11 protein-coding genes are annotated in these 11,986 nt (G+C 68.1%); all 11 read right to left on the bottom strand.

Annotation, left to right across the window (positions count from 1 at the left end; genetic code table 11):
* Window positions 1–6 precede the first annotated feature (6 nt).
* The gene (locus AC3A5N_RS01270) at window positions 7–852 is read right to left on the bottom strand and encodes an arylamine N-acetyltransferase family protein (RefSeq protein WP_487735498.1); all 846 of its coding nucleotides are present in this window, start codon (window positions 850–852) and stop codon (window positions 7–9) included.
* The gene (locus tag AC3A5N_RS01265; RefSeq protein ID WP_487735497.1) at window positions 849–1,388 is read right to left on the bottom strand and encodes an NADPH-dependent FMN reductase; all 540 of its coding nucleotides are present in this window, start codon (window positions 1,386–1,388) and stop codon (window positions 849–851) included. The genes AC3A5N_RS01270 and AC3A5N_RS01265 overlap by 4 nt, the downstream gene beginning before the upstream one ends.
* Before the next feature lie 104 nt (window positions 1,389–1,492).
* The gene (locus AC3A5N_RS01260; RefSeq protein WP_487735496.1) at window positions 1,493–2,383 is read right to left on the bottom strand and encodes a sigma-70 family RNA polymerase sigma factor; all 891 of its coding nucleotides are present in this window, start codon (window positions 2,381–2,383) and stop codon (window positions 1,493–1,495) included.
* Window positions 2,350–2,805 (bottom strand): carboxymuconolactone decarboxylase family protein, encoded by a 456-nt coding sequence (locus AC3A5N_RS01255; RefSeq protein WP_487735495.1) that lies wholly within the window; start codon window positions 2,803–2,805, stop codon window positions 2,350–2,352. Before AC3A5N_RS01255 ends, AC3A5N_RS01260 begins: the two co-directional genes overlap by 34 nt.
* A 247-nt stretch (window positions 2,806–3,052) precedes the next feature.
* A complete protein-coding gene (locus tag AC3A5N_RS01250) occupies window positions 3,053–4,462 on the bottom strand; it encodes an efflux transporter outer membrane subunit (RefSeq protein WP_487735494.1) in 1,410 nt (469 codons plus the stop codon).
* Window positions 4,463–4,470: 8 nt separating this feature from the next.
* Window positions 4,471–7,650 (bottom strand): efflux RND transporter permease subunit, encoded by a 3,180-nt coding sequence (locus tag AC3A5N_RS01245; RefSeq protein WP_487735493.1) that lies wholly within the window; start codon window positions 7,648–7,650, stop codon window positions 4,471–4,473.
* Between the two features lie 47 nt (window positions 7,651–7,697).
* On the bottom strand, window positions 7,698–8,963 hold the full coding sequence (locus AC3A5N_RS01240) for an efflux RND transporter periplasmic adaptor subunit (protein ID WP_487735492.1): 1,266 nt from the start codon (window positions 8,961–8,963) through the stop codon (window positions 7,698–7,700).
* Window positions 8,964–9,256: 293 nt separating this feature from the next.
* Complete coding sequence (locus tag AC3A5N_RS01235) at window positions 9,257–9,853, bottom strand: TetR/AcrR family transcriptional regulator (RefSeq protein WP_487735491.1); 597 nt, start codon at window positions 9,851–9,853, stop codon at window positions 9,257–9,259.
* 49 nt (window positions 9,854–9,902) lie between these two features.
* Window positions 9,903–10,580 (bottom strand): class I SAM-dependent methyltransferase, encoded by a 678-nt coding sequence (locus AC3A5N_RS01230; RefSeq protein ID WP_487735490.1) that lies wholly within the window; start codon window positions 10,578–10,580, stop codon window positions 9,903–9,905.
* Between the two features lie 3 nt (window positions 10,581–10,583).
* Window positions 10,584–11,477 (bottom strand): NAD(P)/FAD-dependent oxidoreductase, encoded by an 894-nt coding sequence (locus AC3A5N_RS01225; protein WP_487735489.1) that lies wholly within the window; start codon window positions 11,475–11,477, stop codon window positions 10,584–10,586.
* Window positions 11,467–11,931 carry an Rrf2 family transcriptional regulator gene (locus AC3A5N_RS01220; protein WP_487735488.1) on the bottom strand — a complete coding sequence of 155 codons (465 nt, stop codon included), beginning with the start codon at window positions 11,929–11,931 and terminating at the stop codon, window positions 11,467–11,469. Before AC3A5N_RS01220 ends, AC3A5N_RS01225 begins: the two co-directional genes overlap by 11 nt.
* Window positions 11,932–11,986 lie beyond the last annotated feature (55 nt).

Below are 11,986 nucleotides of genomic sequence, written 5' to 3'. Positions count from 1 at the left end.
CCGCAGCTAGTCCTCAGTCGCCGCCGCGCGCTCGATTACCGGCCTCCATTCCGGCGCCACCGGCAGGGTAAAGCGCTCCGCCAGTTCCCGCTCGATCTCGTCGGCGGTGAGCATGCGGCGCTCGGTCGTGCCGTCGGGCGCGCGCACCGTCAGCCGCCGCCCGGCGAGAACGTGACGGGCCTCCTGGGTGGTGCGGGTGACGATCAGCCGATGGCGGAAATGCGAGCTCGGATGGGTCGCCGTGTACCAGTTGGGAAGCTCGTAATCGACGTCCATCTGCGGCCCGCCGGTGATCCGGTAGCTCGACCGCCATTCGTCCTCGATCAGCGCCTCGAGTTGCAATTCGCCCGCAAGGGGCACGAAACGGAAGGCCTCGTGCCCGGTCTGCTGCGGCTCGAAGCTGTCGAGGCGCAGAGGCGCCGTCGGCACGCAGCTTCCGAAGCCGACGTCCGCCATCCACGGCTCGCCGCCGATCGTGACGCGGAGCGTCATGTGCGACGGCGGGCGCAGCGGCGCATCGGGCGGCGCCATCCAGTTGACCCGCGCGATCAGGCCCTCGACCTCGAAACCGATCGCTTCCAGCACGCGCTTGAACAGCCCGTTGTGCTCGTAGCAGTACCCGCCGCGCCGTGCGCCGAGCAGCTTGGCATCGACCGCGGCCGGGGCGAGATCGACGCCTCGGTCCAGCAGCACGTCGATCGCCTCGAACGGGATCGCCGCAGGGTGGAGTTCCTGCAGGGCAGCAAGGGTTCCCAGGGTGGGCGTGAGCGGCCCTGCATAGCCGATCCGGGCGCAATAGGCGCGAAGGTCCACGGCCGGTGAACGGCGTTCCGAAAGCATAAGCTCGCTCATGCTGCCTCTCCATAGGGCCGCGCGGCACGGGCTTCCTGCAACGCCAGGCTCCACCAGACCAGCCGGCGGAGCATCAGGCGCATCGATGCTTCGGCTCTCTCCGGATGCCGCAGCCGTCCTTCCGCATCGAACTGCTCCCATGCGTTCGCGAAGCTCACCGTGTCCCTCATGCCGGCTGCGTGCAGCTCCGCGAAGACGCCGCGCAGATGCTCGACCGCGCGCAAGCCGCCGGAGAGGCCACCGTAGGAGACGAATGCCACCGGCTTCGCCTCCCATTCGGCGCGGGCCGCGTCGATCAGTTCCTTCAGCGGGGCGGGGAAGCTGTGGTTGTATTCGGGCGTGGCGACGATGAAGGCATCGGCCAGCCCGATCTTCTCCACCAGCGCCGGAATGTTGGCGGCCTGGGGATCGATCGGGTCGAGTTCGAAGCCGCCGTCGGCGTTCACGCGCTCGGCGATCCAGGCCGCAATCGTATCGCAGAATCGGCCAGGCCGCGCGCTCCCATAGATCAGGCCAAGCCGTAGCGGATGATGCATCGTGTTCCTCCTTCGGAAATGAGCAGAGGACATGCTTATGAAACTTCAAGTAAGGTTTAGGTCAAGCACAGCGATAAACGGAAATTCCGTTCACAGAGATCAGCCTAGTGGAGGTGCTTCAGCTTGTCCGGGTTGCGCATCACGTAGATCGCAACGATCCGGTCGGCCTCGATGTCGAACGCGGTCGTCTGCAGTTCGCCGTCGGCCTCGCGCGTGACGAAACCGGGCAGGCCGCTGATGAAGCCGGTCCGCACGAGCTCCGATCCGCGCTTGGTGAAGAACGCGGCCAGTGCCTTGTGAACCTTCATCACATTGGCGAACCCGAAGATCGTCTCCAGGGCGGCCGGGCGCTTCCCGCCGCCGTCGGCGTGCAGGCTGACATCCGCCGCGAGCAGCGTGCCGAGCGCGCTCATGTCGCCGCTCCGCGACGCGGCATAGAAAGCTTCGGCCAGTTCCAGCCCGCGCTTCTTCTCCAGCTTGTAACGGGGCCGGGCATCGCGGACGTGCGCGCGGGCCCGCGAGGCAAGCTGCCGGCACGCCGCCGTATCGCGCTCCACCGTCGCCGCCACTTCGTCGAAGGACAGGCCGAACACGTCGTGCAGCAGGAACGCCGCCCGCTCCAGAGGCGAGAGCCGTTCGAGCGCCAGCATCAGCGGCAGAGTGACGTCGTCATCGGCCTCCTCCTCGACGATCGGTTCGGGCAGCCACGGCCCGACGTAAGTCTCGCGCCGATGCCGGGCGGACTTGAGCTGGTCGAGGCAGAGCCGGGTCACGGTCCGGCGCAGGAAGGCCTCGGGCTCGCGCACGTCTGCGCGGTCGGCGCGCATCCAGCGGATGAAGGCTTCCTGCACAACGTCCTCGGCATCGGCGACCGAGCCGAGCATGCGATAGCCGAGGCGGAGCAGCATCGGCCGCAGCGGGTCGAAACCCGCTGCGGCCTCGTTGGCTCGTGCCGTGCCGGTCACGCTGCCGCCCGTGCCGCGGGCTCGTGCCACAGGCCGAAGCCGACCGCGAGCCGGTTCCAACCGTTGATCACGTTGATCATCAGCGTGAGCTTCACCTGCTCCTCCTCGGTGAACTGCGCCTGCAGGGCCTCAAGGGCATCGTGATGCCTGTGCCCTTCGGACAGCCGCGTCAATGCCTCGGTCCAGGCGAGGGCGGCCCGCTCCCGGTCGGAATAGCACGGCGCTTCCTGCCAGGCCGAGAGCAGATAGATCCGCTGCTCGGTCTCGCCCTGGGCGCGCGCCTCGGCGGTGTGCATGTTGATGCAGTTGGCGCAGCCGTTGATCTGCGACGCGCGGATCTTCACAAGTTCGATCAGCGTCGGCTCGAGGCTGCCCGCGATCCGGTTGGACGTATCCATCCAGTTCTTCATCAGCGCGGGAGCGGCGGCGAAAGGGTCAAGCTTGGCAGTCATGGTCGGTTCTCCTTGTGGGTTCCGCAACCATGACGAGATGGCCCCCGCCGGATGTGACATCGCGCCGAAAAAAGTTCGGTGGTTATCGCTTGCAAAGGCGCATCGCGCCCACCCCGCTGCGACTAGCTTCGCCTGCGGCTCAGCAAGTCTCGCTCCCCTCCCGCTTGCGGGAGGGGTTGGGGGTGGGTGAGGTGCGGCAGGCGATTATGATCGCCGAAGTCTTCCCTGCATCACGCCGGTCAGCCCCTCAACCGGCAGACCATCCGCCGCCGAGCGCACGGAAGACGTCGATCTGCGCGCGCGAGACCTCCGCGTCCTGCGCGGCGAGTTGCGCCCGCGTTTCCGCCAGGGTGCGTTCGGCATCGAGCCGATCGAGCGAGTTGATCTGTCCCTCGTTCTGCTGCGCGCGGACGATGCGGAACGCGCTTTCCGCCGCCTCGCTGGCCGATTGCAGCGCGCGGCGGCGTTCGATCGCGCGGGCATAGTTGGACAGTGCCGTCTCGGTTTCTTCCAGCGCGATGAGAACGGCGCCGTCGAAGGCAGCCAGTGCACCCTTGGTGTCAGCCTCGGCTGCGTCGATCCGCGCGCGCACCGGTTCCTGGTTGGGGAAAGTCCAGCTCAGCAGCGGGCCGAGCAGCCAGCGCAGCGGCCCGCCGGTGAAGATGTCGCCGATGTCGGGCCCGGTCGAGCCGACCGAGCCACCGAAGGTGATCCGCGGATAGAGATCGGCGGTCGCGACGCCGATCCGCGCCGTCGACGCGGCGAGGCGCCGCTCGGCCGCGCGCACGTCGGGCCGCCGCGCGAGGAGCTGTGCCCCGTCGCCGACCGGCAGCGGCTGCTCGATCTCCAGCACGATGCTGCGCTCCCCCGCGATCGGCGGCAGTTCCGCCGGCGCTCGCCCGGTCAGGGTGGCGAGACGGAACAGGGCGGAGGCACGCGCGGCTTCGAGCAAGGGGATCTCGGCTGCGCGCTGGTCGCGCAGCGTGGCGATGCGCGCGACGGCGAGGCCGCTCTCGAGCCCCGCCTCGTAGCGCTTGCGGGTGAGCGTGAGCGACTGGTTCATCAGCTCCACGATCTCGCGCGCGACGCGCAGCCGCTCGGCGCCCGAAGCCGCGTCCGCATAGGCGCGGGTGGTGTCGGCGACGACCATGACCCGAACTGCGTCTGCGTTGGCCTCGCTCGCCGCGAGGTCCGCCTGCGCGGCTTCGATCTCGCGGCTCACCCGGCCGAACAGATCGACTTCGTAGGAAACGTCGATCCCGGCGTCATAGGACCAGTCCTCCCGGTCAGCACCGGGGGGCACCTGGCCCTCCGGCACCTGGCCGTAGGTCGCGCCGGCGCCGATCGAGCTCTGCGGCAGGCGGTCGCCGCGCGCACCGCGCAGGCCCGCGCGTGCCCGCTCGATGCGGGCGAGGGCCTGGCGGACGTCGGTGTTCGCCCGAAGCGCATCCTGCACCAGCGAGTCGAGCACGGGGTCGTCGTAGAGACGCCACCAGTCGGCGGGCAGCGGTGCCGGCGTGAACGCCGGGTCGCCGGCGGAAAGGAAGGGGCCGGACGACGCGGGGCGGGGGGGAGTAGGGGCGTAGTCCGGCCCCACCGCGCACCCCGAAAGGGCGAGCGCGGAAAGGGTCGAGAGAGCGAGGGAACGGAACTTCATCAGGGCACCTATTCGGCAGGCTGCAGGGCGAAGTCGCCGCTGCTGCGGTCGCCGCGCAGGCGGGCGATGCGATCGCCCAGGGCGCGGCAGACGACGTAGAAGGTCGGAGTGAAGATCAGGCCGAAGCCGGTCACGCCCAGCATACCGAAGCACACTGCCGTTCCCAGCGCCTGCCGCAGCTCGGCACCGGCCCCGGTCGCGATCACCAGCGGCACCGAGCCGAGGATGAACGCGAAGCTTGTCATCAGGATCGGGCGCAGGCGGGTCTTGGCCGCTTCGACCGCGGCCTGGGCGGGGGAGAGGCCGTGCTGCTCCTCGCCCTGGCGAGCGAATTCCACGATCAGGATCGCGTTCTTCGCCGCCAGTGCGATCAGCACGACCAGGCCGATCTGCGTCAGCACGTTGTTGTCCATCCCGCGCAAGTTCACCCCGATCATCGCGGCGAGCAGGCACATCGGCACGATCAGGATGATCGCAAGCGGCATGACCAGGCTCTCATACTGCGCCGCGAGCACGAGGAAGACGAGCAGCACGGCGAGCGCGAAGACCAGCGCGGCGGTGTTGCCGGCGAACTTCTGCTGGTAGGCTATGCCCGTCCATTCGAAGTCGTACCCGCGCGACAGCGCCTCGGCGGCGACCGCCTCCATCGTCTCGAGCGACTGGCCGGTGGAGAACCCGGGCGCCGTGTCGCCGTCGATGGCGACCGCGGGGGCAAGGTTGTAGCGCGTCACCCGATAAGGCCCGGTCGTGTCGGTCAGCGTCGCGACCGAGCCAAGCGGCACCATCGATCCGTTGGCGGATCGCATGTGGAGATTGGCGATGTCCGCCGGATTGTCGCGGAATGGCGCGTCGGCCTGCGCCGTCACCCGGTAGGTGCGGCCCAGCAGGTTGAAGTCGTTGATGAACGCCGAACCCAGATATATCTGCAACGTGTTGAAGATATCGGACGGGGAAACGCCGAGGATCTGTGCCTTGTCGCGATCGATGTCGGCGCGCACGCGCGGCGTGCCGGTCTCGAAGAAGGTGTAGACGCCGGCCAGCCCCTCCTGCTGGTTCGCCTGTGCGATCACCTCCTGGGCAACCTTCTCAAGCTCGCGGTAACCCTGGCCGTTCTTGTCCTCCACCATCATGCGGAAGCCGCCGGCCGAGCCGATGCCGCGGATCACCGGGGGCTTGACGATCATCAGGCGCGCCTCGCTGATGTCGGCGGTCGCCTTCTGTGCCTCGGCGATCAGCGCGTCGACCGTCTGCCCCTTGTCCGCGCGTTCGTCGAAGTCGTCGAGCACCCAGTAGGCGGCCGCGGAACTCGCGGACTGCGTCTCGGACGTGCCGTCGAAGCCCGATAGCATGACCACGCCGTCGATCCCGTCGATCGGCAGCACCCGGTCGGCGACCTGCTTCATCACCGCGTCGGTGCGCGAGGTCGCCGATCCCGCCGGGAGCTGCACCACGGTCAGGAAGTAGGCCTGGTCCTGCTGCGGTACGAAGCCGGTCGGCGTCATCCACAGTGCGGCGCCTGTCAGTGCGATCAATCCGGCATAGGCGGCCATCATGCGCCGCGGCATGGCGACCACCTTCGCCGTCCACCGGCCGTAGCTTTCGCTGAACCGGTCGAAGGCGCGGTTGAAGGCATCGCCGGCGCGCTCGATCCCCCGGCGCCAGCGGGCGCCCTCGGGGGCGTGCTGGTGCGGGCGAAGCAGCACGGCCGACAGGGCCGGCGAGAGCGTCAGCGAAACGATCAGCGAGATCACCGTCGCCGCCGAGATCGTCACCGCGAACTGCTGGTAGAACGCGCCCGACAGGCCGCCGATGAACAGTGTCGGCACGAACACGGCGCAGAGCACCAGCACGATCGCGACCAGCGCCGCCCCGACTTCATCCATCGAGGTGCGCGCGGCCTGCAGCGGGGACATCCCCGTCTCCAGGTTGCGCTCGACGTTCTCGACCACGACGATCGCGTCGTCGACCACGATGCCGATCGCCAGGACCAGCCCGAAGAGCGAGAGATTGTTGAGCGAGTATCCGAGCGCGGCCAGCACTGCGAACGTGCCGATCAGCGAGACGGGGATCGCCAGCACCGGGATCAGCGAGGCGCGCCACTTCTGCAGGAAGACGACGATCACCAGCACGACCAGCACGACCGCTTCGAGCAGCGTGGTCACCACCGCATCTACCGACTGCTGGATAAACTCGGTCGGGTTGTAGACGATGCGGTACTCGAGGCCGGCAGGGAATTCCGCGGCGAGCTCGTCCATCGTTTCCTTGACCACTTCGGCCGAGGCGAGGGCGTTGGAGCCCGGCTCCTGCAGGACCGGAATGATCACGGATTCGCTGTCGTTCAGATAGGCCGAGGTGCTGTAGTCCTGCGCGCCGATCTCCACCCGGGCGACATCGCTCACGCGCACCTGACGCCCATCGGCATCGGTGCGGATCACGACATTCCCGAACTGTGCGGGGTCGGTGAAGCGTCCCTGCGTCTCGACGTTGAGCTGGAAGGCGCTGTCGGGGCTCGGCTGCTGGCCGAGGACGCCGGCGGCGACCTGCACGTTCTGCGCGCGCAGGGCGGAGACGATGTCGCCCGCCGTCAGGTTGAGCGCCGCCGCGCGACCGGGATCGATCCAGATCCGCATGGCAAGCTCGCGGCTGCCGAACAATTGCACGTCGCCCACGCCTTCGATCCGCGCGAGCCGATCCTTGATCCGCGTCTGCGCATAGTTGGACATGTACTCGCGGCTGAGCGAGCCGTCGGGCGAGATCAGGTTGACGATCAGCAGGAAGTCCGGCGTCGTCTTGCGAGTGACGATGCCCAGGCGCTGGACTTCCTCCGGCAGGCGGGGTTCCGCGATGGCGACGCGGTTCTGCACCAGCACCTGCGCCTCGTCGAGGTCGGTGCCCTGCTCGAAAGTGACGGTGATCGTCACCCGCCCGTCGCCGGTCGACTGGCTCGAGAGGTAGAGCATGCCGTCGACCCCGTTGATCTCCTGCTCGATCGGGTTGGCGACGGTTTCCGCCACCGTCTCGGCCGAGGCGCCGGGGTAGGTTGCCGCCACCGTGACGGTGGGCGGCACGACCTCGGGATATTGGGAGACCGGCAGGAAGAAGTACGAGATCGCACCGATCAGCGTGATGATGACGGCGATCACCCCGGCGAAGATCGGCCGGTCGATGAAGAAGCGGGACAGGCGCATTACGGCCTCCTGGTGGAATCGATCAGGTCAGAGAGAGGCGGGAACCGTCAGCCGGCGATCGTCGCCTCGCCGGGAGGTGCCCCGGCAACGGCGGCGTCCGGCTTGCCGGTCGCGGGCTGGTCGATCCGCCCGCGCTTCGCGGTCACCTTGGTGCCGGGAAAGGCCATTTGTGTGCCCTTGATGACGACCTGGTCGCTCGGCGCCAGACCGCCGCGAACCACACGTAAGCCGTTGATTACCGGGCCGAGTTCGACCTCCTTGGCCGCAACCGCGCCGTCCTTCCCGACGACCAGCACCAACTTGCGCGTCTGGTCGGTCTGGATCGCGGTGTCAGGCACGAGCAGGGCCTTGACCGTGCCGCCGCTTGCCATTCGCATGTTGCCGAACATCCCCGGAGCGAGGAAGTTGTCGGGATTGCGCACCACGGCGCGCGCGCGGATCGTACCGGAGTCGGGGTCGAGCCCGTTGTCGGTGAAATCGAGCGTGCCGTGCCAGGCGTAGTCGGCTTCGTCCTGCAGCCGGATATCGATCTGCGCTCCGCGCTCGCGCCCTTCACGGCGCGCTTCGAGGAACAGGCCTTCGGATCCGTTGAAGGTGAAGTAGAGCGGATCGGTCGCGTTGATCGTGGTCAGCAGGGTGGCGGAGGGCCCGTCACCCGCGGCGACGAGGTTGCCGGGATCGACGCGGCGGTCGGAAATGCGCCCTGTGATCGGCGCGCGGACGGTGGTGAACTCGACATCGAGGCTGCGCGAACGCACCCGCGCCTGGGCCGCCGCGAGCGCAGCCTGGGAGGCTGTCACCTGCGCTTCCAGCGCGTCGATTTCGCTCTGGGCCACGGCGTTGTCGTCGATCAGACGCCGGGCGCGCTCCAGCTCGGTGCGGGCGAGCGCAAGGTCGCTGCGTGCGGTGGCAACGCCGGCCTGCGCTTCGGCCAGGGCCGCGCGGTAGGGGCGGGGGTCTATAGTGAACAGCGGCTGCCCCTTGCGCACGATCTCACCGTCGCGGAAATGCACGGCGGTGATCTCGCCGGACACGCGCGGGCGCAACTCGACGCTGCGGCTCGCCTCGAAGCGGCCGATGTAGTCGTCCCACTCGGTCACTTCCTGTTGCAGCGGAGTGGCAACCGTCACGACTGGTGGGGGCGGAACAGCCGCCGGGGCGCTGTCGCCGCGCAGCAGGTACCATGCGAGCGCTACGGCGACGACAAGCGGAACGATCCACATCAGCCGCCGGCGCGACCGCGATTGTGAGCCGAGGTCCGCGTCCTCGGCGTCCTCCAGTTGCGTCATCTCAATGGGCGTCAGGTCATTCATCTGGCGGTCCTCAATTCTGCACGCCTGCCGCCCCTTTTCGAAGGGCGCACGCAGCCGTTCCGGGGAGCGAGGCACCCGGAGGAGTAAAACTGTTCGAGCAATCAGAGGCCCGGAGGTCCGGGCATGGATGTCGGGCAAAGATGCTGAGGAACAGCCGCGTGGAGACACGACAAGCCTCCCGCAGAACCGCTCCGCAACGTTCTATACTGATAAGTATGTAATCTGGCGTTCAGGTCAAGGGCTAGTTCTGTACCGACCGATAGTTTTTTCTGCAGCGCAGCATTTTCAGCCGTTTAGCGCCCGGGCCAGATGGCCAAAGCCGCCTCCGCAACGCGCTCCAGTTCGTCCCGACTCGCGCCCGAGCCCGCCTGGACGGAGATTCCTTGCAGCAGGGCGAGAAGGTAGCGCGTCATCGCTTCCGCCTCGACCGGGATGGTGAAATCACCCTCATCGATCGCGCGCTGCATCCGCTCGATGACCGCGCAACGGGCAGACTGGACGCGTGCGTGGACGTCATCGCGGATGGGCGAGTCCTGATTGCTGCAGCTGACCGTCGCGATCACGCCCAGACAACCAGGGCATTCGCTGGTGATGTTCTCGATCGTGCCGGCGAGCATGCGCTCCGCAACACCGCGTGCGGTCGGCGCGGCCAGCGCGCTCTCGACATAGGCGAGCTTCTCCTCCTGGTAGAGGTCGAGCGCGCGCTTGAAGAGGGCTTCCTTGTTGCCGAACGCGGCGTAGAGGCTGGGTCGGGTAATGCCCATGGCGTCGGTCAGGTCGGTGAGGGACGCGCCCTCATACCCCTTCGCCCAGAACACGCGTAGCGCGCTGGCAAGCGCCTCGTCGGTATCGAATTCCCGCGGACGCCCTCTCTGAGCAACCTGTTCCATATCGAACGGTATGTAATACCGCTGCAAACAAGAGTCCAGCGAATGGCCCTCATGCCGCGGCGACCCATCCGCGGAAGGAGAAGCCGGCATAAAACAGGGCGATGTCGGAAAAGCCCGCTTCGGCCAGCAGCGCTTCGTCCTCTTCCGCCGGAAGGATGGGCAGGTGCTGCGCCATGGCAGCGGCGGACGCGGAGGCTTGCACGAAGTCGATCCCCTCGCGGTTTGCGAAGACGATCGACCGTGCCAGCCAGCGCCGGACCTCGCCGTTCTGCGGACTGCTATGATGTGCAACCACGAGCGGCGCGCCCGGCGCCATGCGCCGCCGCAACTCCTGCAACGTCCGCAGCCGCTCAGCCTTGGGCAGGAAGTGCAGCGTCAGCAGGCAGGCCGCGCCGTCGTACGGGCCGGGCGGCGCGTCGTCGATCAGGCCCTGCACCAGCTGCACTTGTGCCACGCGCGCGCCGAGAACGTCGCGGGCGAGATCGAGCATGGCCGCCGCGGGATCGACGCCCACGAACCGCCAGCGCGGCTGCGCCTCTGCGAAGGCCTTCAGCTCCAGCCCGCCGCCCGCCCCGAGCACGAGAATGTCGGCCGCCTCGGGTGCGTGCTCGGCAAGCAGCAGCATCGCCATGCGCTGGAGGTCGGCGAAGCCGGGCACCCTCCGCGGCGTGCTCTCCGCATAGTGCGCGACCATGGCAGGATCGGTGAAGGGAGACAGCAGATCCATCTATCAGCCGAACACGAGCGCCCGGTGCGCCGAGGTGCCCGCCGTCACGCCGTCCGCGACCGCCCAACTCACGCTGTGCGGCGCGCGCGCGATATCACCGGCGGCATAGACGCCTGGCACCGAGGTCATCTTGCTCTCGTCGGTCCCGATCAGCGGCCCGAACGGGCTGTCCTCGATCGCCACCCTCAGTTGCTCCGCAAGCGGGCTGGAGCGGCAGGATTGCGGGGCGATGTAGAGCGCTTCGACCTGCCGGTGGCGGTCGCCCTCCAGCGCGATCGACGAAAGGGATGTGCCGTCGCCCTCCAGCCGCATCACGGCGCCCGGTTCGACGGCGATACCGCGCCGGGCGAGCGTTTCGGCATCCGCGGGATCGAGATCGGCGCCGTTGAGATACAGCGTCGTCGGGCCCCATTCGGCGATCAGAAGTGCCTGATGAACTGACATGGGCGTGCGGTAGAGAACCCCCAGGGCGCGGTCGCTGAACTCGAACCCGTGGCAATAGGGGCAGTGCAGCACGGTCTTGCCCCAGCGCTCCTGAAGGCCGGGGATCTCGGGCAGGACGTCGCGGAGACCGAAGGAGAGGATCAGCTTGCTCGCGGCAAGCTCGGCGCCGCCAGCCAGCGCGACACGGAAGCCGTCGCTGTCGGCACGCGCCTGAACCGCCTCGCCGTGGAGGATCTCCACGCTCGGGTAAGCGGCAAGCTGCGCGCGCGCTGTGCCGAGGATATGGCGCGGATCGGTGCCGTCCTGCCCCAGAAAGCCGTGCGACGCATCGGCGAAGCGGTTGCGCGGCTGGCCCGTGTCGATCACGCAGACGCTGCGCCGGGCGCGCGCCAGATACGTCGCTGCGGCGAGCCCCGCAAAGCCCCCACCGATGATGACGGCATCATGCTTCATGTGCATTCTCCAGGGTAGTGGTGTCGGCCGCACTGGGCATCCTGTCGACCACGTCGGCGCTCAACTGCGCCAGGGTGACTTCGCCGAAGCGGCGCAGCAGAAGCGCCTCGGCTTCGTCGAAGGCGCTGCCGAGCGCAGCGTTGACTGCCTGCTCGACCAGGCACCCTGGCGCCTCGGTGCGGTTGCCCATGGCGAGGATCTCCGGCTCGCCCAGCGCCTCGTAGATGTCGCGCAGCGTGATCCGGTCGGGATCGCGGGCGATGACCCAGCCGCCGCCGTGCCCTTTCTCGGAGCGGACGAGGCCTTGCTCGCGCAGCCCAGCCATCAGGCGCCGAACCACGACTGGATTCGTTTCCATGGCGCGGGCCAGGGTCTCGGACGTTTGAGGCCCCGGCTGCCGCGCCATGTGCAGCAGGATGTGAAGGACTCCGGAAAGGCGGCTATCGCGTTTCATGTAACTTCAAATGATACGTGAGTCGCCTTTTGTCAATTCCTCACCGCTCCCGAGC

This window comes from Pelagerythrobacter sp. Soil_C_18 (genome assembly GCF_057657235.1).
The sequence above is the reverse complement of the archived record's forward strand: the minus strand, read 5'-3'. Positions and strand labels throughout refer to the sequence as shown.